Raw genomic sequence first — 24,737 nt, 5'->3', positions numbered from 1 at the left:
GCGGAGCCCCGTCAGAGATGGGGCAGAGCCCCGGCGGGACCGGAGGCGGAGCCCGGCGGGGTTGAGGCGGAGCCCCGTCAGGGTTGGGGCAGAGCCCCGGCAGCGTCGGGGGCGGAGCCCCCAAAACGGCGGCACCGGCCAAGCGCAGCGACCCGGTGGGATCGGGGGTGGAGCCCCCGGACGTGGCCGTGGATGAACGCAGTGGGCCCGCCCCCAGCCGGGGGCGGGCCCTTTGCGTCCTCGCGGTGGCACCGCCATGCAGCACCGCGAGGGGTCTTTGTGACGCGGGCCGGCTCAGCCGAAGCGGCCCGAGATGTAGTCCTCCGTCGCCTGGACCGACGGGTTGGAGAAGATCCGCTCGGTGTCGTCGATCTCGATGAGGCGGCCCGGCTGACCCACGGCGGCCAGGTTGAAGAACGCCGTACGGTCCGAGACACGCGCCGCCTGCTGCATGTTGTGCGTCACGATGACGATCGTGAAGCGCTCCTTCAGCTCACCGATCAGGTCCTCGATCGCGAGCGTCGAGATCGGGTCCAGGGCGGAGCACGGCTCGTCCATGAGGAGAACCTTCGGCTCCACCGCGATCGCACGGGCGATGCACAGACGCTGCTGCTGGCCGCCCGACAGACCCGAGCCGGGCTTGTTCAGACGGTCCTTGACCTCGTTCCAGAGGTTCGCGCCCTTCAGGGACTTCTCGACGACGTCGTTCAGTTCCGACTTCCTGAAGTTGCCGTTCAGGCGCAGGCCCGCCGCCACGTTGTCGAAGATCGACATCGTGGGGAAGGGGTTGGGGCGCTGGAAGACCATGCCCACCTCGCGCCGCACCGTCACCGGGTCGACGCCGGTGCCGTACAGGTCCTCGTCGTCCAGCAGCACCTTGCCCTCGACGCGGCCGCCGGGGGTGACCTCGTGCATCCGGTTCAGCGTGCGCAGAAACGTCGACTTGCCACAGCCGGAGGGACCGATGAACGCCGTCACCGAACGCGGCTCGACCGTCATCGAGATGTCCTCGATCGCCTTGTGGGAGCCGTAGTAAGCGGTCAGTCCGCTTACGTCGATTCGCTTGGCCATTTACTACTTCACTTCCAAGTCAGTCGCTGAGAGGGCCCCGCCCCGCGGAGCCGGAAATCGTCGCTTTAGCGACCGGTCTTCGGGGCCTTCCAGCGGGCGATGCCGCGAGCCACCAGGTTGAGGATCATCACGAAGGCGATCAGCGTGAGCGAAGCGGCCCAGGCACGGTCGTAGGCTGCCGGGGAACCCGAGCTGTTCGCGTACTGCTGGTAGATGTACAACGGCAGGGCCTGCTGCGCACCCGAGAACGGGTTGTTGTTGATGAAGGAGTTGCCCCACACCAGCAGCAGGATCGGTGCCGTCTCACCAGCGATACGGGCGATCGCCAGCATGATGCCCGTGGTGATGCCGCCGATGGAGGTCGGCAGGACCACCTTCAGGATGGTGCGCCACTTGGGCACGCCGAGCGCCAGGGACGCCTCGCGCAGCTCGTTCGGGACGAGCTTGAGCATCTCCTCCGTGGAGCGGACGACGACCGGCATCATCAGGATGGCCAGGGCCAGCGAACCGGCGAAGCCGAAGGGCTCCATGTTGAACATCAGCATGAGGCTGAGGATGAACAGACCCGCGACGATGGAGGGGATGCCCGTCATCACGTCGACGAAGAAGGTGACCGCACGGGAGAGGCCGCCGCGGCCGTACTCCACCAGGTAGACCGCCGTGAGCACGCCGATCGGGGCGCCGATGAGGGTGGCGAGGCCGACCTGCTCCAGGCTGCCGATGATGGCGTGGTAGATGCCGCCACCGGGGTCGGTGTCGGCGACGATGCCCATCGAGTGGGTGAGGAAGTAGGGGTCCAGGACCTTCACACCGCGCTTGACGGTGGTCCAGATCAGCGACACCAGCGGGATGACGGCGAGCAGGAAGGCCGTCCAGACCAGGGAGGTGGCGATGCGGTCCTTGGCCTGCCGCCGGCCCTCGACCCGCGTCGCGATGACGAAGGTGCCGAGGAGGAACAGGAGCCCGGCGATCAAGCCCCACTGGATCTTGCTGCTCAGGCCGGCGCCCAGGCCGATGCCCACCGCGACCACGACGGAACCGGCGGCGATCGCCCAAGGCGACCACTTCGGCAGACGTGCGCTGCGCAGGCTGCTGGGCAGCTTGTCGGTGACGGCTGCAGTGCTCATGCGTTGGCCCCCGAGTACTCCTTGCGGCGGGCGATGATCGCACGGGCCGCGCCGTTGACCAGCAGGGTGATGACGAACAGGACGAGACCGGAGGCGATGAGCGCGTCACGGCCGCTTTCCGTCGCCTCGCCGAACTTGCTGGCGATGTTCTGGGCGAAGGTGCCGCCGCCCGGGTCGAGCAGGCTGGCCTGGATGTCGAAGGTCGGGGACAGCACGGTGGCCACTGCCATCGTCTCACCGAGGGCGCGGCCGAGGCCGAGCATGGAGGCGGAGATCACGCCGGAGCGGCCGAAGGGCAGCACGGCCATGCGGATCACCTCCCAGCGCGTGGCGCCGAGGGCGAGGGCGGCCTCTTCGTGCATCTGCGGGACCTGGCGGAAGACCTCGCGGCTCACGTTGGTGATGATCGGCAGGATCATGATCGCGAGCAGGATGCCCACGGTGAGCATCGAGCGGGGCGCGCCGCCCTGCCAGGAGAAGATCCCGGTCCAGCCGAGGTAGTCGTTGAGCCAGCCGTACACGCCGTTCATGTGCGGTACGAGGATCAGCGCGCCCCACAGGCCGTAGACGATGGACGGCACGGCGGCGAGCAGGTCGATCACGTAGCCGACCGGGCCGCTCAGCTTGCGCGGGGCGTAGTGCGTGAGGAACAGCGCGATCGCGACCGCGACCGGCACGGCGAGGGCCATGGCGATGATCGAGGAGACCACCGTGCCGAAGGCCAGGACCGCGATGCCGAAGGACGGCGGCGTGAGGTTGGTGTTCCACTCGAAGGTCGTGAGGAAGTTCCCGTGGTCCTTGCTGATCGCGAGGGACGCGCGGTAGGTGAGGAAGACCGCGATCGCGGCCATGATCACCAGCAGCAGGATGCCCGAGCCCCGGGACAGGCCGAGGAAGACGCGGTCACCGGGGCGGGACGCGGTGCGCGCGGCGCGCTTGTGCCCGGTCGCGTCCGGCTGGGGCGGGGTGGGGGGAGGGGTGTCAGTTGTCTTGGTCGATATGTCCATCGGGTTCTCCGGTCTGCGGAGCCGCTCACCGGCTGGGGTGGGCGGCTCGTGGCGGCGGTGCACCGGACGGTGCGGCCCGGCCCGCGGGGAGGCCGTGGGGGCCGGGCCGCACTCTCGGATCAGGTCAGCTCAGGCCCGCGATGGTGGTGCGGACCTTGCTGATGATCTCGTCGGGCATCGGCGCGTAGCTGATGCCGCTCAGGATCTTCTGGCCGTCTTCGGAGGCCATGTAGTTGAGGAAGGACTTGACGGTGGGCAGGGTGTCGGCCTTGTTGCCCTTGTCGCAGACGATCTCGTACGTCACCAGGGTGATCGGGTAGGCGCCGTCGGCCTTGGTGTTGTAGTTCAGCTGGAGCGACAGGTCCTTGCCGGTGCCGACGACCTTGGCGTCCGCGATGGCCTTGGTGGCGCTGTCGGTGCTCGGGGCGACCGGCTGGGCGGCACCGGTGTTGATGCTCACGGCCTTGATGCCGTCACCGACGTAGGACAGTTCGAAGTAGCCGATGGCGCCGTTGGTCTGCTTGACCTGCTGGGCCACACCGGAGGACTGCGCGGCGGACTGGCCACCGCCGGCCTGCCAGGTCTTGCCGCCCGAGTACTTCCAGTTGTCGGGGGTGGCGGCCTTCAGGTACTTGGTGAAGTTGTCCGTGGTGCCGGAGTCGTCCGAGCGGTGGAAGGCCTGGATCTTCAGGTCGGGGAGCTTCGCCTTGGGGTTCAGCTTCGCGATCGCCGGGTCGTTCCAGTTGTTGATCTTGCCGTCGAAGATCTTGGCGAGGGTCGGGGCGTCCAGGACCAGGTTGTCGACGCCGTTCACGTTGTAACCGATGGCGATGGGGCCGCCGACCATCGGCAGGTCGATGCCCTGGCCGCCGCCCGTGCAGATCTTCTTGGAGGCGGTGACCTCCTCGGGCTTCAGCGCGGAGTCGGAGCCGGCCCAGGGGATCTGGCCCTGCGTGAACGCGGTCACACCGGCACCGGAACCGCCGGCCTTGTAGTTGATCTGCACGCCACAGGCCTGCGAGAAGTTCTTGACCCAGGCCTGGACGGCGTTCTTCTGGGCGGAAGAGCCGTCCGACAGCAGCTGACCCTTCGCGCTGTCGCACTTGATGGCGGAAGCATTGGTGGACGAAGAGGGGCCGCCCGAAGCCTTGGAACCGCCACCGTTGTCGTCGGAGCCGCACGCCGTCAGGGCCAGGGCGCCGGAGACGGCGATCGCACCGAGCGAAAGGGCACGCAGCCGGTTCTGCCGCTGAAGCTTCACTTTCGGGAGTTCCTTCCAGGAGCCGCCGCAGTCGGCGGCGTGCGAAGTCATGAGATGCGGGAGGGCAGCGCATCAATGGCCGCACTCCGCACCGGGTACGGCCGAAATTAGGCAGAACAGGTGAAGCCGCCGATGGCCAGAAGTTAACGAGAGGTGAACCCCTGCCGTCGGCCCGGTGAGGTCACGGAATGCTCACGGGGAGAGCACACGAAGGTTCCGACCGGAGGGTTACGTACACACGTCTTCGGCGTTCGATTCCCTGTGTGCGAACTGTTACGAACCAAGGCGCCCATCGGGTCGTCTCACCCCAGGTAAGGCCAAGGCGGCCTGGGGAAAGGCGACACACGACGATGGGCATGGAACGGCGTACCTTCATCGCGGGCGGCACGGCCGCACTGGCCGCGACCGCACTGACCGGGTGCAGCACGGGCTCGGGTACGTCCGCCGCCACGGTGAACACCGGTTCATCGTCGCGTACGGCGATGAAGACCACCAGCCAGAGCGCCGCCGCCAACTGGACGGCCCTCGCCCATGACCTGGACGGCACCCTGGTGCGGCCCGGCGACGCGGGCTGGCAGACGGCGCACCAGCTCTACAACACCCGCTTCGACGCCCTGAAGCCCGCCGCGGTCGCCTATGTGGCGCACGCGGACGACATACGCACCACGCTCACCTACGCCCAGGCGCACGGCATACGCGTGTCCATACGCAACGGCGGCCACTCCTACGCCGGCTACTCCTCCGGCGACAACCGCCTCATCCTCGACGTCTCCAAGCTGAACCGCATCCGGGTCAGCGGCGGACAGGCGGTCGTCGGCGCGGGCTCCAAGCTGATCGACGTGTACCGGGCGCTGGCCGCGAAGGGCGTGACCATACCCGCGGGCTCCTGCCCCACCGTCGGCGTCTCCGGCCTGGTCCTCGGCGGCGGCCACGGCGTCGCCTCCCGCGCCTACGGCCTGACCTGCGACAGCCTCACCCAGGCGACGGTCGTCACCGCGGACGGCACCCAGGTGACGGCGGACGCCAAGAACCACTCCGATCTCTTCTGGGCGCTGCGCGGCGCGGGCAACGGCAACTTCGGGGTCGTCACGGAGCTGCAGTTCAAGACCCACGCGGCACCGCAGGCCGTGACGGCGTACATGACATGGCCGTGGGCGAAGGCGGCGGCGGTGCTGAAGGCCTGGCAGGAGTGGGGCCCGACCCAGCCCGACGAGATCTGGTCCTCCCTGCACCTGGAGTGCTCCCCGGGCCGTACCCCGGCCATCTCGGTGGCCTGCTTCTCGATGGGAACGTACGGCGAACTGCAGAACGCCGTGGACCGCCTCGCCCACCAGGCAGGCGCGAACGCCTCCTCGGTCACCCTGCGCCGCAAGGGCTACGAGGAGGCGATGGAGGCCTACGCCGGCTGCTCCTCCTTCTCCTCCGACGCCCAGTGCCATCTGCCGGGCTCGGCCCCGGGCCGCTCCCCGCAGGGCAGGCTCGGCCGAGAGACGTACGCGGCCCGCTCCGACTTCTTCGACCGCTCGCTGTCGGCTGCGGGCATCCAGACGGTGCTGCGGCAGATCGCCTCGGTACGGGGCGGCGCGGGCAGCATCGCCTTCACGGCCCTCGGCGGCGCGGTGAACCGCGTCAGCCCCACGGCGACGGCCTTCGTGCACCGCCGCTCCCGCATGCTGGCCCAGTACATAGCGTCCTGGGGCGCGGGAGCCTCGGGCAGCACCGCCCAGTCCTGGCTGACGTCGGCGCACCAGGCGATGGCGCCGTACGCCTCGGGCGCGGCGTACCAGAACTACACGGACGCGACGCTGAGCGACTGGCGCAAGGCGTACTACGGGGACGCGGTGCCGCGGCTGGCGAAGGTGAAGAAGCAGTACGACCCGCAGCGCTTCTTCTCCTACGCGCAGGGGCTGTAGCGGCCGACCGCCCGGCGGCTACGCCGCCAGGTCCCGCTCCTCGTTCTCCACCTTCTCCACGGACGTACGCGCGCTGGGCACGAGGGCCTGGCCGTCCTCGGCCCCGGCCCGGCGCCGTACGATCCACCCCGCCCGCGGCGAGCGCTCCACGGCCCGCATCAGCGGGGTGAGCAGGGCCATGGCAGCCGGGGACAGCAGCAGCGCGACCGCCGTACCGAGGGCGAAGCCGCCGATGACGTCCGTCGGGTAGTGCACTCCCATGTAGACCCGGCAGAAGCCCTCCAACAGCGCGAGCCCGATCCCGGCGATGCCGAAGCGCCGGTTGGCGACGAACAGCCCCACCCCGAGGGCCATGGTGATGGTCGCGTGATCGCTGACGAAGGAGAAGTCGGTCTTGCCGGAGACGAGGACGTCCAGGCCCTGGTGATCGACGAAGGGCCGGGGCCGTCCCACGAACCCCCGGATGGGGATGTTGACCAACACGGCGATGGCGGCCGCGAGCGGCGCCCACACCAGCGCGGCGACGGAGGACGCGGCGTCCTCACCACCCCGGCGCCGCACGGACCACCAGCACCAGAGCACGACGAGCACCATGCCGGTCAGCAGGCCGTACTCGCCTACGAACGCCATGGCCCGGTCGAACCAGTGCGGGGCGTCCCCGGCGAGGCCGTTGATGTCGTAGAGCAGGCCGACGTCGGGGTTCGATCCGGATTCGGCGAGTACAGCCATGGTGCTGCGGCCCCTTCGTCGTCTTCCCGGACGCACCTCGTGTGCGCCGCTCATGCCCCCCGTGGTTCGTAGATCCGCTTCCGCTGCACTGCCGCATCGACGTCCGCTCGGCTACGTCAACAGGAACGCACAGCCCCCGTCAATACGTTCCACTCTCCACTGAAAGATCACGCAGACGTTATCGAAGAGAGACTCATCATCGCAGCTCAGGGGGTGGGTTCACGCTCGGTTCACACCGCTGTGGGGAGCGCTTTTGCGCCATCCTGGGTGACGCGGGTGGCGCCGAAGTAATCAGGGGTGTCGATGGGATCGAACCGAATGACGGCCCCGGTCCGCGGCGCGTCGATCATGTATCCCCCGCCCACGTAGATCCCCACATGATGGATGGCCCGCGAGTCGCTGAGGTCGGTGGAGAAGAACACCAGGTCACCGGGGAGAAGCTGGTCCCGCGAGGGGTGCGCCCCGGCGTTGTACTGATCGTTGGCCACCCGCGGCAGGGTGATCCCGACCTTGGCGTAGGAGGCCTGCGTCAGCCCCGAACAGTCGAACCGCCCACCCTGCTCGGCGCTCCCCTCACCGCCCCACAGATACGGCGTACCGAGCTTGCTCTGCGCGAACGCGATGGCACCGGCGGCCTGCTGGGTGGGGTCGACCCGGGTCACCGGGGCGGCGAAGCTCTTCTCCAGGGTTGTGATCGTCTTCACGTAGTTCTGGGTCTCGCCGTACGGCGGCACGCCCCCGTACTTGATCACCGCGTACGCGCCCGCGTTGTAGGCGGCGAGCATGTTCTCCGAGACGTTCCCGGGCACGTCCTTGACGTACTTCGCCAGTTCGCAGTCGTACGCCGCGGCCGAGGGAATCGCGTCGTTCGGGTCCCAGACGTTGCGGACGCCGTCACCGTTGCCGTCAACTCCGTGCGTCGCCCAGGTGCCGGGGATGAACTGCGCGATGCCCTCCGCCTTCGCCGGGCTCTGCGCGTTCGGGTTGAAGCCGCTCTCCTGGTACAACTGGGCGGCCAACATGGCGGGGTTGAGAGCGGGGCACAGGTTCCCCCACTTCTGCACGAGCGCCTTGTACGCCGCCGGCACGGCCCCCTTGGCCAGCCCCACACTGCCCGAGCCGACGCCGTTGACGAGGTTTCCGGCGACGACGTACACGCCGACGACGAGGAGCATCACGAAGCTCAGGCCGAGCCCGACCGCGACGCCACCCACCACCCACACTTTGCGCACGACCCAACCCTCCCCCATATGACGCCCGTTCAAGGCCACTTTCGCAGCACGTCTGTTCAAACGGCCAATATTTCGGCCTATTCGAGGCGCTCGTGCGGGCTACCGGCCGTCCGGTCCGGAGAGCTCGGGCAGCAGGCTGCCCGTGGTCGTGAGGGGATCCTGCCTGTGTCGGCGCAGGCCATGCTCGCGCCCGGGCGAACGCGTCGAGGCCCGGGCGGACCTGATTGCGGATCAGTACGCCGGGAGCACGGTGTCCGGATGTGCCGGAGCGCACCCGGCCCCCGCCGACGATGCCGATGCGGTGACGGTCCGGGCGAGGACGGAGCGGCGGCGATCTCGTCCCGGATCACCCGGACGGCGACCGGCCGGCCGCCTGCGATTGACGGAGCGTCACCGACCGGTCGTCGCGTCCCGGTACAGCTCCGCCGCCTCGCTCCCCAGCACCACGCTGTACGACACGTCGTCGGTCAACCCGCCCTGCTCGTGGCCGCCGAGGACGCCGACGACCTGGCCGTCGCCGTTGATCCAGGGGCTGCCACTGGTGCCGGCGGTGAAGGCGGGGCAGTCGATGCGCTGCTGGGTGCTGCTGTGCGGGGTCGGCTTGTTGGTGCAGCTGATCGGCACCTCGCGGGTGTCCGGGTAGCCGATGAGGGTCACGGCGGTGGCACCGGTGGCCATGCCGGTCGTGAAGCGGTTGGCTCCGACCACGTTCTCCAGCCGCCGCCCGCCCAGGTCGTCCACCACGGCGAAGGCCAGGTCGCTGTCCTCGTCCTGGTCCTTGGCCCACCCGTCGGGCAGGTAGCGCTTGCCGACCTTCCACACCCCGTACGGCGCCCGCCCGCCCCGGTAGCCCGGCGCGAAGACCAGGTCGTTGTCGGCGTTGCTCACGCAGTGCGCCGCGGTGACGATGAGGTCGCCCTGCGGGCTGTGCACGACCGAGGCCGTACAGAAGTGGCCGTTCTTCAGCTGGTCGGCCCGGTCCGCGCCGAAGAGCGCGCCGACGCGCACCGTATGCCGAGTCGCGGTGGCCTCGGCGGTGACTCCGAGGGGCCCCGGCCCGTCATCGGCGGCCGCTACGGACGCCGAGGTCAGGGCGAGCATCACCACCGCCCCGAGCAACGCGGGACGTGAGTGAACCGAGATGCGTGTGATGCGCTTCATCAGCCTCCACTCTGTCCCACGAACGTGAGAAACCCGCTGAGACTTCACTGAGATTTTCCTGTGAAACCGCGGGAGGGCACCACCGCGGCCCGAACGGCTGTACGGACTCACGGTCGGTCACCGACGAAAGTAAGGCCCCGCCGGTCACTTATGGAAGAGGCACACCGCTCCTGGGCCCGCCCTCCTCCATTCCGACCAGGCACGATCACGGAGCGCCACGACTCCGGCGATCCGCCCCCACCGGCTTCCCGCAGCACGGAGACGCTCCAGGAGTTCGCACAGGTCCACCCGAGGCGCGGTACGACCACAGGCGCGGCGCAAGGGGAGCGCCGTCGTACCCGATGTACGGGCAGGCGAGTTCGACCGCTTCGCCCAGAGCGCCGACAGCCAACACGACTCATGCGTTCGCCTGCCTGGGCATCAGAAGCCCGGCCCGCTCACCCCACTCTTGTCATGGTCTTACCATTGGCAACCGCAACGACGCACCCACGAACGGCACAAGCCGCGGCAACGGGGACAGGCAGCACTGACGTCATGGGACGAGTGGGATCAGCTCAAAGCCGACGCGAAGACTCGCGGATCGACACACACGCAGCTCAACCACCTGGCCGACCCGGTCGGCGGAGGCGGCCCCAGCACCTACGGTGACCTGAAGGTCAGCAACGGCTCCCTCGAACAGATCGGCAAAGAGGCCCACTCGCTCTACACCCAGCTGTGGGACAAGGCCCGGGTGGCCGAGTCCACGAGCGAGTCGGCCGCCGGCGACCTCACCAGACAGGGATTCGCCCTGGGCAAGGGCCTGAAGCACGCGGCCCAGCGCTGGGAGGACCAGCTGAAGTCGCTGCTGGACGCGTGCGCGCAGATCTCCAACCACATGCACACCACCCGGAAGATCCACTCCGGTGACGACGGCTACATCGCGCGCACGATGAGCAGCATCGACACCCTGGACGCCGGGTTTCTACACGGACGACGGCAAGAACGTGGCCTGGCAGGCGAACATCTGCCCCCAGCTCAACTACGAGGGCAGCGACGGTGGTTGGGACCCGCTCAACGGATACCTGAAGGGCCTGGCGAACAACCCCACGGCCGCCACGGACTTCTTCAACGACGACTTCATCCCGCAGGACGGGGACCACAAGAAGGCCGTCTCCGACTTCGACTACCTCTGTCGTCGCAGCCGCGGCTGCCGCGCTTCTTGTGACGCTGTCCGGGTGCAGCGACCACAAGGAAACCCGTCAGTACGCAGTCCCGAAATCCCTGTGCGGTATTCCAGTCGACAGCGACACACTGGCACCGTTCATGCCGCCTGGCCGAACGATCACAGTCAAGCAGAAACTGGTCGCCGGCATCACAGCACGTTGCGAGGTCCGCGTCGACTCCCACCTCGCAGTGCAGGCTTCGCAGGAGTGGCTGTCGGGCTCCAACACGGCATTCTTCGTGGGGGGAAGGCCAATTCCAAGCTCGATCACCAAGCCGAGGACCCCGACGCCATGAAGCGACTCATCACCGCCTACACAAAAGTCGTCGAGAACACGGACACATGCAAGCGAGGATTGCCCTTCAAAACCCCGACATAAATCAGTTCTCGACGACAGCACGGGAGGCCTCCTCGGCCCCCCACGCCACCCCCGTCATCTGCTCCGAAAGCGTCCACAGCCGCCGCGCCGCCTCCGGATCGCTCGCCGCCGCGCTGCGGCCGACCAGGGTCGGGGCACCGCGCATCTCGCCGAGGCCGTCGGGGCCGACGTAGGCCGCCCCGGGCAGGTCCTGGCTCGCGGCGTAGAGGGTGGGCAGGGCGCCCGCCGTGTCGGTCTGGGCGAAGACCTTGTTGCCGACCGTCATGACGGCCCTGGCCACGGGGTTGGCGTGGTGGCTCTGGAGGTTGGTGGCCGCGTAGCCGGGGTGGGCGGCCAGGGCACGGACGCCGGAGCCCGCCTCGGTCAGACGGCGCTGGAGTTCCAGGGTGAACAGGAGATTCGCCAGCTTGGACTGGGCGTAGGCGCGGGACGGCGAGTAGCGGCCGCGCAGGTTCACGTCCTCGAAGTGGATCACCCCGTCGCCGCCGCGGTGCAGACCCGAGGACACCGTCACCACGCGGTCCGTGACGTGCGGCAGCAGCAGGTTCGTCAGCGCGAAGTGCCCGAGGTGGTTCGTACCGAACTGCATCTCGAAGCCCTGCTTCGTCCGCTGCTCCGGCAGCATCATCACGCCCGCGTTGTTGATCAGCAGGTCCAGCGGGCGGTCCCACGCCTCGGCGAACTCCCGTACCGAGTCCAGGTCCGCCAGATCCAGCCGGCGCACCTCGGTACTGCCGCCGGCCCGGGCCGCCGCGGCACCGCCGCGCGCGAGGTCCCGTACGGCGAACACCACGTGCGCCCCGGCCCGGGTCAGCGCCTGGGCGGTCGCGAGGCCGAGGCCGCTGTTGGCGCCGGTGATCACGGCCGTACGGCCGGTCAGGTCGGGAAGGTGGGCCGCATTCCATCGAGCAGTCTTGTCCGCAGTCATGGCGCCAATGTAGGCATCAGCAACAATGATGTCAATGACAACATCAGGTTACGATGGTCCGCATGTCGCGCATGCCCCCGTCCTCAGCCCGGTCGACCCCGTCGGGCTCGTCAGGCTCGTCGGCGAATCGCCCGTACCACCACGGAGACCTGCGCACCGCCCTCCTCAGGAGCGCCGAGCGCACCCTGCGCGAGAAGGGGGCCGGCGCCCTCTCGCTGCGCGAGCTGGCCCGGGACATCGGCGTGAGCCACGCCGCCCCCGGCCGGCACTTCAAGGACAAGCAGACCCTCCTCGACGCCCTCGCGCTGCACGGGTACGAGCGCCTGAACCAGGCCCTGACCGTCGCCGCCGACCGTCCGGTCCAGTCCTTCGAGGAGCGGATGACGGCGCTCGCGCGGGCCTACCTCGGCTTCGCCGTCGACAACCCCGAGCTGCTGGAGCTGATGTTCACGCGCAAGCACCACCCGGACAGCTCCGCCCAGCTCACCGACGCCGTCGACCAGTCCCTCGGCTCCCTGACCCGGATGATGGCCGACGCCCAGGAGCGCGGCGAGATCGTCCAGGGCGACCCCGAGCGCATCACCACGGTCGTCGCCGCGAGCCTGCACGGCCTCGCCGCGCTCATCGCCAGCTGCGCGCTCGACGCCGAGGAGGCGCTGGCCGGCCTGGACGAACACGTCCATCTGCTGCTGCACGGCCTGAAGCCCCGCTGATCTCCCGCCGCTTCGCCACCGGCCCTCTACCGTGGGCGACCCGCGCCCAGGTCAAGCCACCCCCAGCACAGAACCAGCACACAGCCATTGATCAGTAAGCCCTGCCCCGCCTTCAGTAACGCGGGAGTCAGAATTCCGAAATCCCCTTGTTGTCGCGTACTCAACAAGCGATGGTCGGTCGCGGGCCGCCGCCCCCACCGGTCACCCACCGGTGGACCCCCACACCCGCAGGCCTCTGCCCACCACTTCCAGGAGGCTGTACCTTGCGTACGTCCAACCCCAACTCCCCTCACATACGCGGTAGATGGCGCCGCATCGGCTCGGCCGCCGTGGGCGCCACCGCGCTCGTCGTCGCCGGCCTCGGCACCGCCGCCCACGCCAGCGCGGACACCGCCACGAGCCACAAGGTGAGCGCCAAGACGATCGCCACCCAGGTCGCCAAGGCCCACGTCCAGTACGAGAAGGCCTGCGCCGCGACCCCGAAGAAGGGCTACGCCGCCTGCAACGCCCTGCGCGTCACCGGCGGCACCACCGCCTTCATGGAGAAGCAGGCCGCGCTCAAGGGCATCGCGCCCAAGACCGTCAAGCCGAACGCCGCGTCCGACTCCCCCACCGGATACGGCCCCTCGGACATCCAGTCGGCCTACGGCCTGACCGACGCGGCCTCCTCCAACGGCTCCGGCGAGACCGTCGCCATCGTCGACGCCTACGACGACCCGAACGCCGAGGCCGACCTCGCGACCTACCGGTCGCAGTACGGCCTGTCGGACTGCACCAGCGACAACGGCTGCTTCACGAAGGTCGGCCAGACCGGCTCGACGACCTCCCTGCCCTCCGCCGACAGCGGCTGGGCCGGTGAGATCTCCCTCGACCTCGACATGGTCAGCGCGACCTGCCCGAACTGCAACATCCTGCTGGTCGAGGCCAAGTCGGCGTCCGACGCCAACCTGGGCACCGCGGTGAACGAGGCCGTCAAGCTCGGCGCCAAGTTCGTCTCCAACAGCTACGGCGGCTCGGAGTCCTCCTCCGACACCTCGTACGACTCCAAGTACTACAACCACCCGGGCGTCGCCATCACCGCCAGCGCGGGCGACGAGGCCTACGGCGCGGAGTACCCGGCCGGCTCGCGGTACGTGACCGCCGTCGGCGGCACCGCCCTCAAGACCTCCTCCAACAGCCGCGGCTGGACCGAGAGCGTCTGGAAGACCTCCAGCACCGAGGGCACCGGCTCCGGCTGCTCCGCCTACGACGCCAAGCCCAGCTGGCAGACCGACAGCGGCTGCGCCAAGCGCATGATCGCCGACGTCTCCGCGGTCGCCGACCCGGCCACCGGCGTCTCCGTCTACGACTCCTACGGCTCCGACGGCACCGGCTGGAACACCTACGGCGGCACCAGCGCCTCCTCGCCGATCATCGCCTCGGTCTACGCCCTCGCCGGCACCCCGGGCAGCAGCGACTACCCGGCCCAGTACCCGTACGCGGCGGCCGGCACCTCCGCCCTCAACGACGTGACGAGCGGCAACAACGGCACCTGCTCCACGTCGTACTTCTGCACCGCCAAGTCGGGCTACGACGGCCCGACCGGCTGGGGCACCCCGGAAGGCACGAGCGCCTTCAGCGCCGGCTGAGTCAGGCATCACGCACTGGATGACCGAGCGATGACCGCCCCGTCGGGTCACGGGGAGCCGCCTGTGTGAGGGGGACGTGGGGTCCCCTCGGCGGCACGGAAAGGAAGACGGGTCACGGCAGCCGGCCGCGGCCCGTCTTCTCTGTCCAACTCCCTTGTAATGTCTGTGCGTTGGGTCAAGCGTTCGGAATCCTTCGGTAAGGCGGACGCCAGGATTCCCCTCCAGCCTTGTTGTCGCGTACTCAACAAGTCATCGTCTTCGTCGTACCGCCGCACGCACCCGCACAGCCCTGTTCCCACCCCCCACCCGGAAATCAGGAGCTGCACATGCGTACGACTCACAGACGGTGGCGTCGCCTCGGCACCGCCTTCGCGGCCACCGCCGCACTCGCCGTCGCCGGTCTCTGCACCGCGGCCCACGCCGACGCGGCCGCCCCCACGACGAAGGCGACCTGGACCGCGACCCCCTGTGCCAACCCCAAGCACAAGGGCGAACTCACCTGTGACTCCCTCCGAGTGACCGGCGGCCTCACCACGTTCCAGAAGCAGCAGGCCGCACGGACCGGCGTCACCCCGAAGGCCGCCGACGCCTCCACCCCCTCCGGCTACGGCCCCTCGGACCTCCAGTCGGCCTACGGCCTCACCTCCGCCGCCGCCTCCAAGGGCTCCGGCGAGACCATCGCGATCGTGGACGCCTACAACGACCCGAACGCCGAGGCCGACCTCGCCAAGTACCGCTCGTACTACGGCCTGCCCGCCTGCACCAAGGCCAGTGGCTGCTTCAAGCAGGTCAGCCAGACCGGCTCCACCACCTCCCTGCCCTCCGCCGACAGCGGCTGGGCCGAGGAGGAGTCCCTCGACCTCGACATGGCCTCCGCCGTCTGCCCGAACTGCAACATCCTGCTGGTCGAGGCCAAGTCCGCGACGATGGCCAACCTGGGCACCGCGGTGAACGAGGCGGTCACCCTGGGCGCGAAATACGTCTCCAACAGCTACGGCGGCTCGGAATCCTCCTCCGACACCTCGTACGACTCCTCGTACTTCAACCACCCGGGCGTCGCGATCACCGTCTCCGCCGGTGACGAGGCCTACGGCGCCGAATACCCGGCCGCCTCGAAGTACGTGACCTCGGTGGGCGGCACGGCCCTGTCGAAGTCCTCCTCGACGACCCGCGGCTGGACGGAGACCGTCTGGGAGACGAGCAGCACGGAGGGCACCGGCTCCGGCTGCTCCGCCTACGACGCCAAGCCCAGCTGGCAGACGGACACCGGCTGCGCCAAGCGCACGATCGCCGACGTCTCCGCGGTCGCCGACCCGGCCACCGGCGTCTCGGTCTACGACTCCTACGGAGTGACGGCCGGCTGGTACACCTTCGGCGGCACCAGCGCCTCCTCGCCGATCATCGCCTCGGTCTACGCCCTCGCCGGCACCCCGTCCAGCGGCAGCTACCCGGCCAAGTTCCCGTACACCGCGGCCGGCACCAGCGCACTGAACGACGTCACCAGCGGCAACAACGGCAGCTGCACCCCCAGCTACCTGTGCACCGCCCAGTCGGGCTACGACGGCCCGACCGGCTGGGGCACCCCTCAGGGCACGTCGGCCTTCACCGGCTGACCGCACCGACCGCATCGCACGTCAAAGGCCCCGACGGCACCCGGCCGTCGGGGCCTTGTCCATTTCCCGCCCGCCCCCCATGAGAACATCGTGCCGAAGCCTCACCCGACCGGCCGTCAGAAACCGCGCCAGGTCGTAAAGGAGGACAACGACAGAACCACACGACAGGTTCCGGTCTGACCTCGTTGCCCGGCGTGACCTGCCGTGATACACAGAGTCACCGTACGAGCCATTCGTACGAAACCCGCCAGTCAATGACGTCAAGTCGACATACGTCGGCGCCGTTGTCGGCGACAATGAGGCCTGACCTCTGCACCCCGCAGGGGGCCAACGGAACTACCCACCAGGGGCGGTGACTTACATGCTCTTTGCGGCCGACAAGGGAGACATCAACACCATCATCGGCGGGATCGCTCCGGACTGGGGCCCCTTCGGCAGCCTGGGCAACGAGGCGAAGGTGATGATCGAGGTGGTGATGGCGGTGGCCATCCTGCTCTGCCTCGGCATCGCGGTCTGGGGCGCGGCCAAACAGCGCATCGGCGCCACGGCCCTCCGCGACACCTTCAGCGCGGAACAGGGCAAGGGCCTCATCATCGCGGGCCTCACCGGAGTCTTCATCATCGGCTCCCTCGGCACCCTGTTCACGATCGTGTACGGCATGGCGGTCTGACCCCTCCACCGCCCGCACCCCTCCCCCACCACCCACCCGTCGTGCCCACCGGCTGAGGTTGCGTCTCCCTGATGTCGAGTCAACACACCGCGCCCGCGCGGGAACCAGCACGGCTACCGTCGTATGTCTACGAGGGTGAGGGGGCGTACACGACATGAATCCCGGAGACGAAGGGTCCTACGCCGACTACGGCGACACCACGGGCCACACCCGAACCCGCCTCCCCGAAAACGACCCCTACGGCGGCGCCCCCCGCCGCCCCACCCGCTCCTCCTCCCGAAGCCTGGTGACGGTGGTGGGCGTGGTGGTCCTCCTGATCGCGGCGATCGCGTTCGCCAATCGGGGCGACCACTCCTCTTCCTCCTCCGACAGCACGTCCGGAAAGGGCAACAAGCCGGCGGCCGCTCCGACGACGGCCAGCGGAACGCGTCCGGTGGAGACCAAGTCCAGCGGTGTACCGACAGGATTCGCGAACACGGAGCAGGGCGCGCAGTCGGCGGCCTCGAACTATGCCGTGGCACTGGGCTCGACCGGCATGTTCAACAAGGACAACCGCCACAGACTGCTGCAACTGCTGTACACCTCGGAAGCTGCGGACCGTCTCCAGGGGCAGATGGACCAGGCCTACTCGACCGGCTTCCTCGCCCAGATGGGCCTCGACTCGGCGGGCAACCCGCCCAACGGCAGCACCTTCGTCTCGCGGGTCGTCCCGGTCGGCACGACAGTGCGGAGCTACTCGGGCACAGGCGCCGAGGTCGCGGTCTGGTACGTGGGACTCATCGGCATGTCCGGCAGTTCCTCGACCGACCCCGTCACCTCGTCCTGGAAGACATGGACGTTCGACCTGCAGTGGTCCGGCGGCGACTGGAAGATCGCCTCCGACAACCAGAAGGACGGCCCGGCCCCGGTACCCGGTGACGACAAGGCCGCCACCTCCGACGAGATCAGCAAGGCCATCGAACAGTACGGAGGGTTCACGTATGCCCGGTAGCCCGCAACGTGCGCTGAAGCTCGCCGCAATCGTGGCAGCCGTACAGACCACGGCCGTACTGCTGGCCACGCGTGCCGTCGCCGCGCCCTCTCCCACGCCCTCGGGCAGCCCGTCACCCTCGGCGTCGGGCAAGTACAACTGCGGCGTCATCTCCGGCGAAGCCAAGAAGTACTGCGAACGCGGCAACACCTCCAGCGGATCCGGCGGCGCGAACGTCCCGGACACCTCGACGCTCGACCCGCTGTCCTCGCTGGCCAAGGGCTGCGCCGAGGCGGCCTCCTGGACCATCGACAAACTGAGCAAAGCCGTGAAGGAGACCGCCAACGTCGACTTCACCAACGAGAAGTTCCTTCAGCAGTACGCCGTCGTCTTCGCCGCCTCCACGATCCTCACCCTCCTGCTGTGGCTCCTGGCCGTGGCCAAGCGAGCGGTGCGCGGTGTGCCGCTGACCACCGCCATCTCCGAAGCCGTCGGCTTCCTGTGGCTCACGGTGCTCGCCTCCGCCTTCACCCCGCTGATCCTGTACACCGTCGTCTCGGCCGCCGACGGCGTCACCGACGTCCTCGCGAAAGCCACCGGCGACCAGGCCGACACCTTCTTCGGCACCTTCTCCGGCGCCCTCGGCAAGGGCACCGACATCGGCGGCGGCCCGATCATGCTGATCGTCGTCTCCCTGGTCAGCATCCTCGCCGCCGGCGTCCTCTGGCTGGAACTGGTCATCCGCGCCGCCCTCCTCTACGTCGGCGCCCTCCTCGGCACGGTCGTCTACGCCGGCCTCGTCGACAAGAACCTGTGGGGGCACGTGCGGCGCTGGGCGGGGATCATGATCGCCGTCATCCTCGTCAAACCCGTCATCGTGATCGTGCTCGGCCTCGCCGGCGCGCTCTCCTCCGGCAACGGCCCCGACTCCTTCTCCGCCGTCGTCTCCGGCCTCGCCATCATCCTGCTCGCCATCTTCGCCAGCGCGATGATCTACCGCTTCGTCCCCGGCTTCGGCGACGAGATCGCGAACGGCCGCAACAACCGCATCATGCAGGGCGCCGAGAGCAAGGCCGCCGCCGTCATCAGCTCCCCCGCCACCCTCGTCGCCCAGGGCATCAAGACCCACAGCTCCCGCGCCGACAACAACGGAGGCGGCGCAGGCGGCACCAGCGGCAGCACACCCCGCCCGGCCAACCCCGCCAGCGGCGGCGTCGCCGCCCACAGCAGCCGTACCCCCACCTCGGGCGGCGGCGGAGCGGTCCCCTCCGCCACGCCCGCACCCCGCGCACCCAGCCCGGCCAACACCCCGCACGCCGGCAACGCCCGCAACAACCGCTCAGGAGGTGAAGGGCGTTGACGACCGAGTCCCATCTGTCCCATCCGATCACGCCCCGCCGTACGTATCTCATCGGCCGTGCCCGGCCGAACGCGATCGTCGGCCGGAACCGCGAGTCCGGCGAGATCGCACTGATCGTCGTCGGCGCGTTCCTCGGCATGATGTGCGGCCTCCTCGTCCCGGTCCTGTCCCTGCGGATCGTGCTGCTGACGGGCTTCCCACTGCTCGCGCTCGCCGCGGTCTACGTGCCGTACAAGCGCCGCACCTTCTACAAGTGGTTCGAGATCAACCGCAGCTACAAGCGCACCGTCAAACGCGGCGCCACCTACCGCTCGGCCGTCATCGAGGCCGGCACCCGGATCGACGGGCGCGAGGTGGAGATCGGCCCGCCGCCCGGCATCGGCCGGATCAGCTGGCTCGCCGCCCCGTTCGGGCCCGACGAGATCGCCGTACTGCTGCACGCCGACCGCAAGACCGTCACCGCCGCCATCGAGATCGAGGGGCCCGGCGTCGGCCTGCGCGACTCCGAGGACCAGGAGGCCCTGGTCGACCGCTTCGGCACCCTGCTCAAGCACGTGGCGAACGGCGACGGCTTCGTCACCCGCATCCAGATGCTGGCCCGCACCCTGCCCGCCGACCCCGACGCGCACGCCAAGGACGTCGCCCTGCGCGGCGACGGCCGCGCCCCGGACTGGCTGTCCCGCTCCTACGACCAGCTCCAGTCCATGGTGTCCACCAGCAGCGAGCAGCATCGCGCCTACCTCGTCGCCTGTATGCACTACACCCGCGAACTCGCCGCCGAGGCCCAGGCCATGGCCCGCGCCGCCCGCCCGCAGTCCGGCCGCAAACTGGACCGCGACGCCGGCCTCGCCGTCGTCATGGCCCGCGAGCTGACCGACATCTGCTCGCGCCTGCAGGAAGCCGACATCCGGGTACGGCAGCCGCTCGGTCAGGGGCGGCTGTCCTCCCTCGTCCACTCCATGTACGACCCGGACCACCCCATCGACCACATCCAGGCGATGACCCAGCGCAACGCCTGGCCGGCCGAGCTGGACGCCATGGAACCCACCTACCTGCAGGCCAAGACCCGCGAGTCCAACACCCGCGCCCCCTGGTGCCACGCCACGGCCTGGGTGAAGGAGTGGCCCATGACCCCGGTCGGCGTCAACTTCCTGGCCCCCCTCCTCGTCCACACCCCGGACGTCATCCGCACGGTCGCCGTGACGATGGACCTCGAACCCACCGAGGTCGCCATCGAGCGCATGCTGACCGAGAAGACCAACGACGAGGCCGAGGCGTCCCGCGCCGCCAAGATGAACCGGACCGTCGACCCCCGGGACATCGCCGCCCACAACCGTCTCGACCAGCGCGGCGAGGACCTCGCCAGCGGCGCCGCCGGCGTCAACCTGGTCGGCTACATCACCGTCTCGTCCCGCACTCCGGAGGCCCTCGCCCGCGACAAGCGCACCATAAGGGCCTCCGCCGGCAAGTCGTATCTGAAGCTGGAGTGGTGCGACCGCGAGCACCACCGCGCGTTCGTCAACACGCTGCCCTTTGCCACCGGCATCCGGAGGTAGGACCTGATGCGGGACCCGCTGTCCGTCCTCACCGACGCCTTCACCTCCTTCCTCTTCGGGAAGGTCGAGACCACCAGGCTGCCGGTGCGCACCTCCACGGGCCAGGCCCAGGCGGTCTATCTGCCGACCGCCGCCCCCGGCCTCGGCGACTCCGGCGTCATCATCGGCCGCGAGGTGTACTCCGGCAAGGGCTACATCTACGACCCCTTCCAGCTCTACGGCCAGCAGCTCCCCGCCCCGCACTGGCTCGTCCTCGGCGAGTCCGGCAACGGCAAGTCGGCCCTGGAGAAGACCTACGTCCTACGGCAGCTGCGCTTCAAGGACCGCCAGGTGGTCGTCCTGGACGCCCAGGGCGAGGACGGCGTCGGCGAATGGAACCTCATCGCGGAGGAGCTGGGGATAACTCCCATCCGCCTGGACCCGACCGCCGCCCTCAACCACGGCATCCGGCTCAACCCCCTGGACCCCTCGATCACGACGACGGGCCAGCTCGCCCTGCTGCGGACCATCATCGAGGTCGCGATGGGCCACGGCCTGGACGAACGCTCCGGCTTCGCCCTCAAGGTCGCCCACTCCTACGTCAACGAGACGATCCTGGACCGCCAGCCGGTCCTGACCGACATCGTGGAGCAGCTGCGCCACCCCGAACCGGAGTCGGCCGAGGCGATGAACGTCGCCATAGACGACGTCCGCGCCTGGGGCCTGGACGTCGCCCTCGTCCTGGACCGCCTGGTCGACGGCGACCTGCGCGGCATGTTCGACGGCCCCACGACGGTCGGCATCGACCTCGACGCCCCCCTCATCGTCTTCGACCTGTCCCACATCGACCGCAACTCCATCGCCATGCCCATCCTCATGGCGATCGTCGGCGTGTGGCTGGAGCACACCTGGATCCGCCCCGACCGGAAGAAGCGCATCTTCCTGGTCGAGGAGGCCTGGCACATCATCAACAGCCCCTTCGTGGCCCAGCTGTTCCAGCGCCTGCTGAAGTTCGGACGCCGGCTCGGCCTGTCCTTCGTGGCGGTCGTCCACCATCTGTCCGACGTGGTCGACGGCGCGGCGGCGAAGGAGGCGGCCGCGATCCTCAAGATGGCGTCCACCCGCACGATCTACGCCCAGAAGGCCGACGAGGCGAGGGCGACGGGCCGCGTACTGGGCCTGCCCCGCTGGGCGGTGGAGATCATTCCCACGCTCACCCCCGGCATCGCGGTCTGGGACGTCAACGGCAACGTCCAGGTGGTCAAACACCTGGTCACGGAGACGGAACGGCCTCTCGTCTTCACCGACCGCGCGATGACCCAGTCCTCCAGCGACCTCGCGGCCGACGAGGCCCTGCGCGCCGCCGAGCTGGAGGCCGAACAGCGGGCGGCGGCCTTCGTCGAACAGCACCTGGGCGACTCCGAGTCGACAGTGGCGTAGGAGGAGTGAGGGACGCGTGAGACCGGACGATCGCCGTGGCAGCCGCGGGGAGGGCCAGGGAGGCATTCCCGACGGCCTCCTGATCGGCATACTCGCGTTCCTCCTCGGCATGACCGTGCTGGTGTGGACGGCCACGGGCCTGGCGGCACTCTTCACCAAGGGCGCCTGGCCCACCGGCGTCACCTTCACCCGCACCCCCCTGGCCATGCGCCACCTCATCGGCCGACCTCACGACCTCACCGGCGCCTGGCCGGACACCCCCGCACCCCAGCTCTCCGGCTGGGGCCTGTTCTGGGGCCTGTTCATCGGCCAGTTGATGATCCTCTTCGTCCTCACGGTGTTCGTGATGGGGGCGACGGCGAGGTGGCGGGCGGGCAAGGCACGGCGCAAGGCCGTACCGCCGCCCGAGCCACAACACGAGGTGCCCCTGCCCCGCAGGGAACCGGAACCAGAACCGGCACCGGCACCGGCACCGGCACCGGCGGAAACCCTCCAGGAGGCGGTACCGGAAGCGCCGGCGGTACCGGAAGCGCCGTTGACCGGCCGCCCGGCCATCGGTGAACGGCTGGCCGGGTGGGAGAGACTCCTCATCGCACCCCGGGAAAGCCGCCAGACGGCCGCGGCCCAAGCCGTACGCGACGCGGAGGGCCCCACCCTCCTCGTCACCTCGAACCCGGCTCTCTGGGCGGAGACCAAGGACGCCAAGGCCAAACTCGGCCCCACCCTTCTCTACGACCCCAGCCACCTCTGCGACACCCCGGCCCGCCTCCACTGGTCTCCCACAACGGGCTGCGAGGACAAGCAGACGGCCCTCCACAGAGCCACCGCCCTCCTCGCCCCGGTACAACCCACAGCCAAGATCGACCAGGCGGTGGCGGACACGGCCACAACGCTCCTACGGAGCTACCTGCACGCCGCCGCCCTGGAGAACCGCACCATCCGCCACGTCCACCGCTGGGCCCAGGGCACCCAGATCCAGGACGCCGTACGCACCCTCCGCACCCACCCCAAGGCCGCCCCCGGCGCCGCGGGCGAACTCGAGGCCGCCCTCACCGGGCACCCCGAACGCCGGGACATCGCCCAGGAGTTGACCAGCCGGGCCCTGTCCGCCCTCTTCACCGTCAACATCCGCGAAGCCTGCACGCCAAACCGAACTGATGCGCTCGCCCTGGATTCCTTCGTCCACGAAGGGGGCACGCTTTACGTGATCGGTGAATCCATCGAGGACCCCAGGAGCAACCCGGGCGCGATGCCACTCCTGACGGCTCTCGTCTCCAGCGTGGTCGAGCGTGGCCGGCGCATGGCCGAACGGTCATCCTCCGGTCGGCTCGACCCACCACTCACCCTGGTCCTGGACGACATCGCGGCCGTGGCCCCGCTCCCCCAGCTCCCGGACCTGCTCACCGGCGGAACCGACCAGGGCCTGCCCACGCTCGCCCTGCTCCGCTCCCGCGAACAGGCCCGCTCCCGCTGGCCGCACCAGGAACTCCCCGTCTAGCCCTGCCGCTCGACGACGAGCTCCAGTTCCCACTGCGCCGGATCCCGCACGAACGGCACGATCTCCCCGCTCGGCACGAAACCCGCCTTCCGGTACGCGCCCTGCGCCCGGGCGTTCTCCTCGTGCACGTACAGCCGTACCCGCTGCGCGTCCCGCTCCCACGCCCAGGTCACACCGGCGTCCAGCAGCGCCTTGATCAGCCCGTTCCCACGGTGCCCGGGCCGTACGTACACCCCGACCACATGCCCCTGCCGGCGCTCGACCGTGCCCTCTTTCCAGTCCTTCGTCCCGGCCTCTTCGATGAGCACGGTCAACGTGCCGGCCCACGACCCGTCGGACGCCTCGGCGATGAACTGCCGGGCCGCCGAGGACCCCTCACCGGATCCGATCGCCCGGTCCTGCCAGAAGGCGTCCGACCGGCTCGCAGCCTCGTCGTACGACTCCAGAAAGGCGAGGTGGGCCACAGGGTCCCGCAGCGCATCGAGCCGCAGCTGCTTCACTAGAGGCCAGTCGTCCGGTCGTATGGCACGGATGACGTAGTCACCGCTGGTCAGAGTACTCATGAGGGCCACGCTAGTACGAGCACGGCGCCCTCTCACACGGATAAACCGGGCTGTTGTCAGTGCCGGCGCCTAGGGTGTCGGCCCATGACCACACTTCCCGATCGACCGAACACCGCGCTGCTCGTCATCGACGTACAGAACGGCGTGGTGACGGGTTCCCCCAACCGCGACGACGTCATCGCCAACATCAGCATCCTTGCCGACAGGGCCCGCACGGCCGGCGTGCCGGTGATCTGGGTGCAGCACTCCGACGAGCACCTGAAAGAGGGCAGCGAAAGCTGGAAGTACGTCCCGGAGCTGGTCCGGCGGGACACCGAGCCTCTCGTGTCCAAGAACTACCCGGACTCCTTCGAGGAAACCGAGCTGGAGTCGGTCCTGACCGAACACAAGGTGGGCCGGCTCCTCGTCACGGGCGCCCAGACGGACATATGCATCCGCTCCACCCTGCACGGCGCGATCGTCCGTGGCTACGACGCGACACTGGTCGCCGACGCCCACACCACGGAGGACCACACCCGGTACGGCGCTCCCACCCCGGAACAGGTGATCGCCCACACCAACCTCTACTGGAAGTGGCACCGCGCACCCGGCCGCCAGGGCGGCACGGTGGACACGGCCGACGTGACTTTCTGAGAAAGTCCCTGAACGCAGAAAACCCCCGCACCATCGGTGCGGGGGTTTTCCCAAAGATTGTTCGGCGGCGTCCTACTCTCCCACAGGGTCCCCCCTGCAGTACCA

General features: G+C 69.2%; 20 protein-coding genes and 1 pseudogene. 12 read left to right on the top strand and 9 right to left on the bottom strand.

Features of this window, described 5'->3' with window-relative positions; all coding sequences use genetic code 11:
* Positions 1 to 294: 294 nt before the first annotated feature.
* The 4 genes from pstB to pstS form a co-directional block, all read right to left on the bottom strand.
* A complete protein-coding gene (gene pstB, locus ADK64_RS37670; RefSeq protein WP_053666598.1) occupies positions 295 to 1,071 on the bottom strand; it encodes a phosphate ABC transporter ATP-binding protein PstB in 777 nt (258 codons plus the stop codon).
* Between the two features lie 65 nt (positions 1,072 to 1,136).
* Positions 1,137 to 2,198, bottom strand: a complete 1,062-nt coding sequence (gene pstA, locus ADK64_RS37665; RefSeq protein ID WP_053666597.1) for a phosphate ABC transporter permease PstA — start codon at positions 2,196 to 2,198, stop codon at positions 1,137 to 1,139.
* Positions 2,195 to 3,205 (bottom strand): phosphate ABC transporter permease subunit PstC, encoded by a 1,011-nt coding sequence (pstC, locus tag ADK64_RS37660; protein ID WP_053666596.1) that lies wholly within the window; start codon positions 3,203 to 3,205, stop codon positions 2,195 to 2,197. Before pstC ends, pstA begins: the two co-directional genes overlap by 4 nt.
* A 124-nt stretch (positions 3,206 to 3,329) precedes the next feature.
* The gene (gene pstS / locus ADK64_RS37655; protein WP_053666602.1) at positions 3,330 to 4,466 is read right to left on the bottom strand and encodes a phosphate ABC transporter substrate-binding protein PstS; all 1,137 of its coding nucleotides are present in this window, start codon (positions 4,464 to 4,466) and stop codon (positions 3,330 to 3,332) included.
* 356 nt (positions 4,467 to 4,822) lie between these two features.
* Here pstS and ADK64_RS37650 point away from each other — a divergent pair, with 356 nt between their 5' ends.
* A complete protein-coding gene (locus tag ADK64_RS37650) occupies positions 4,823 to 6,379 on the top strand; it encodes an FAD-binding oxidoreductase (protein ID WP_053666601.1) in 1,557 nt (518 codons plus the stop codon).
* A gap of 18 nt (positions 6,380 to 6,397) precedes the next feature.
* On the opposite strand, the gene ADK64_RS37645 is transcribed toward ADK64_RS37650, so the two are convergent.
* The 3 genes from ADK64_RS37645 to ADK64_RS37635 form a co-directional block, all read right to left on the bottom strand.
* The gene (locus tag ADK64_RS37645) at positions 6,398 to 7,108 is read right to left on the bottom strand and encodes a phosphatase PAP2 family protein (RefSeq protein ID WP_053666595.1); all 711 of its coding nucleotides are present in this window, start codon (positions 7,106 to 7,108) and stop codon (positions 6,398 to 6,400) included.
* Between the two features lie 230 nt (positions 7,109 to 7,338).
* A complete protein-coding gene (locus ADK64_RS37640) occupies positions 7,339 to 8,358 on the bottom strand; it encodes an NlpC/P60 family protein (protein ID WP_159046448.1) in 1,020 nt (339 codons plus the stop codon).
* Positions 8,359 to 8,730: 372 nt separating this feature from the next.
* Complete coding sequence (locus tag ADK64_RS37635) at positions 8,731 to 9,501, bottom strand: trypsin-like peptidase domain-containing protein (protein WP_053666594.1); 771 nt, start codon at positions 9,499 to 9,501, stop codon at positions 8,731 to 8,733.
* A 526-nt stretch (positions 9,502 to 10,027) separates the two neighbouring features.
* Between ADK64_RS37635 and ADK64_RS44345 the strand changes: the two are divergent.
* A pseudogene (locus ADK64_RS44345) lies at positions 10,028 to 10,462 on the top strand (hypothetical protein); the annotation flags it as partial.
* 620 nt (positions 10,463 to 11,082) lie between these two features.
* Here the strand turns inward: ADK64_RS44345 and ADK64_RS37625 are convergent.
* Positions 11,083 to 12,009, bottom strand: coding sequence for an oxidoreductase (locus ADK64_RS37625; protein ID WP_053666592.1), 927 nt, complete (start codon positions 12,007 to 12,009; stop codon positions 11,083 to 11,085).
* 71 nt (positions 12,010 to 12,080) lie between these two features.
* On the opposite strand from ADK64_RS37625, the gene ADK64_RS37620 reads away from it, so the two are divergent.
* The 9 genes from ADK64_RS37620 (at position 12,081) to ADK64_RS37580 (ending at position 23,436) form a co-directional block, all read left to right on the top strand.
* On the top strand, positions 12,081 to 12,722 hold the full coding sequence (locus ADK64_RS37620) for a TetR/AcrR family transcriptional regulator (RefSeq protein ID WP_053666599.1): 642 nt from the start codon (positions 12,081 to 12,083) through the stop codon (positions 12,720 to 12,722).
* A 263-nt stretch (positions 12,723 to 12,985) separates the two neighbouring features.
* Positions 12,986 to 14,350 carry a S53 family peptidase gene (locus tag ADK64_RS37615; protein ID WP_053666591.1) on the top strand — a complete coding sequence of 455 codons (1,365 nt, stop codon included), beginning with the start codon at positions 12,986 to 12,988 and terminating at the stop codon, positions 14,348 to 14,350.
* A gap of 326 nt (positions 14,351 to 14,676) precedes the next feature.
* A complete protein-coding gene (locus tag ADK64_RS37610) occupies positions 14,677 to 15,963 on the top strand; it encodes a S53 family peptidase (RefSeq protein WP_053666590.1) in 1,287 nt (428 codons plus the stop codon).
* A 361-nt stretch (positions 15,964 to 16,324) separates the two neighbouring features.
* Positions 16,325 to 16,633: a hypothetical protein gene (locus ADK64_RS37605; RefSeq protein WP_014673544.1), complete on the top strand. Its 309-nt coding sequence runs from the start codon at positions 16,325 to 16,327 to the stop codon at positions 16,631 to 16,633.
* 154 nt (positions 16,634 to 16,787) lie between these two features.
* A complete protein-coding gene (locus ADK64_RS37600; protein ID WP_053666589.1) occupies positions 16,788 to 17,624 on the top strand; it encodes a hypothetical protein in 837 nt (278 codons plus the stop codon).
* A complete protein-coding gene (locus ADK64_RS37595; protein WP_053666588.1) occupies positions 17,614 to 18,963 on the top strand; it encodes a hypothetical protein in 1,350 nt (449 codons plus the stop codon). Before ADK64_RS37600 ends, ADK64_RS37595 begins: the two co-directional genes overlap by 11 nt.
* Positions 18,960 to 20,519: an SCO6880 family protein gene (locus tag ADK64_RS37590; RefSeq protein ID WP_053666587.1), complete on the top strand. Its 1,560-nt coding sequence runs from the start codon at positions 18,960 to 18,962 to the stop codon at positions 20,517 to 20,519. Before ADK64_RS37595 ends, ADK64_RS37590 begins: the two co-directional genes overlap by 4 nt.
* A 6-nt stretch (positions 20,520 to 20,525) precedes the next feature.
* Entirely contained in the window at positions 20,526 to 21,938 is a 1,413-nt protein-coding gene (locus tag ADK64_RS37585; RefSeq protein WP_053666586.1) for an ATP-binding protein, read from the top strand.
* Between the two features lie 16 nt (positions 21,939 to 21,954).
* Entirely contained in the window at positions 21,955 to 23,436 is a 1,482-nt protein-coding gene (locus ADK64_RS37580; protein WP_053666585.1) for a hypothetical protein, read from the top strand.
* Here the strand turns inward: ADK64_RS37580 and ADK64_RS37575 are convergent.
* Positions 23,433 to 23,999 (bottom strand): GNAT family N-acetyltransferase, encoded by a 567-nt coding sequence (locus tag ADK64_RS37575; protein ID WP_078993094.1) that lies wholly within the window; start codon positions 23,997 to 23,999, stop codon positions 23,433 to 23,435. The genes ADK64_RS37580 and ADK64_RS37575 overlap by 4 nt on opposite strands.
* Positions 24,000 to 24,083: 84 nt before the next feature.
* Here ADK64_RS37575 and ADK64_RS37570 point away from each other — a divergent pair, with 84 nt between their 5' ends.
* The gene (locus tag ADK64_RS37570) at positions 24,084 to 24,632 is read left to right on the top strand and encodes a cysteine hydrolase family protein (RefSeq protein WP_053666583.1); all 549 of its coding nucleotides are present in this window, start codon (positions 24,084 to 24,086) and stop codon (positions 24,630 to 24,632) included.
* The last annotated feature ends 105 nt before the right edge of the window (positions 24,633 to 24,737 follow it).

The organism is Streptomyces sp. MMG1121, from assembly GCF_001280015.1.
Taxonomy (GTDB): domain Bacteria; phylum Actinomycetota; class Actinomycetes; order Streptomycetales; family Streptomycetaceae; genus Streptomyces.
This window is presented reverse-complemented; position numbering and strand designations above follow the sequence as displayed.

Excerpts from the sequence above, each read along its gene's own strand:
- pstB (WP_053666598.1), bottom strand. The coding sequence starts at position 1,071 with ATGGCCAAGCGAATCGACGTAAGCGGACTGACCGCTTACTACGGCTCC.
- pstA (WP_053666597.1), bottom strand. The coding sequence starts at position 2,198 with ATGAGCACTGCAGCCGTCACCGACAAGCTGCCCAGCAGCCTGCGCAGC.
- pstC (WP_053666596.1), bottom strand. The coding sequence starts at position 3,205 with ATGGACATATCGACCAAGACAACTGACACCCCTCCCCCCACCCCGCCC.
- ADK64_RS37650 (WP_053666601.1), top strand. The coding sequence starts at position 4,823 with ATGGAACGGCGTACCTTCATCGCGGGCGGCACGGCCGCACTGGCCGCG.
- ADK64_RS37645 (WP_053666595.1), bottom strand. The coding sequence starts at position 7,108 with ATGGCTGTACTCGCCGAATCCGGATCGAACCCCGACGTCGGCCTGCTC.
- ADK64_RS37640 (WP_159046448.1), bottom strand. The coding sequence starts at position 8,358 with ATGGGGGAGGGTTGGGTCGTGCGCAAAGTGTGGGTGGTGGGTGGCGTC.
- ADK64_RS37635 (WP_053666594.1), bottom strand. The coding sequence starts at position 9,501 with ATGAAGCGCATCACACGCATCTCGGTTCACTCACGTCCCGCGTTGCTC.
- ADK64_RS37625 (WP_053666592.1), bottom strand. The coding sequence starts at position 12,009 with ATGACTGCGGACAAGACTGCTCGATGGAATGCGGCCCACCTTCCCGAC.
- ADK64_RS37620 (WP_053666599.1), top strand. The coding sequence starts at position 12,081 with ATGCCCCCGTCCTCAGCCCGGTCGACCCCGTCGGGCTCGTCAGGCTCG.
- ADK64_RS37610 (WP_053666590.1), top strand. The coding sequence starts at position 14,677 with ATGCGTACGACTCACAGACGGTGGCGTCGCCTCGGCACCGCCTTCGCG.
- ADK64_RS37605 (WP_014673544.1), top strand. The coding sequence starts at position 16,325 with ATGCTCTTTGCGGCCGACAAGGGAGACATCAACACCATCATCGGCGGG.
- ADK64_RS37600 (WP_053666589.1), top strand. The coding sequence starts at position 16,788 with ATGAATCCCGGAGACGAAGGGTCCTACGCCGACTACGGCGACACCACG.
- ADK64_RS37595 (WP_053666588.1), top strand. The coding sequence starts at position 17,614 with ATGCCCGGTAGCCCGCAACGTGCGCTGAAGCTCGCCGCAATCGTGGCA.
- ADK64_RS37585 (WP_053666586.1), top strand. The coding sequence starts at position 20,526 with ATGCGGGACCCGCTGTCCGTCCTCACCGACGCCTTCACCTCCTTCCTC.
- ADK64_RS37575 (WP_078993094.1), bottom strand. The coding sequence starts at position 23,999 with ATGAGTACTCTGACCAGCGGTGACTACGTCATCCGTGCCATACGACCG.
- ADK64_RS37570 (WP_053666583.1), top strand. The coding sequence starts at position 24,084 with ATGACCACACTTCCCGATCGACCGAACACCGCGCTGCTCGTCATCGAC.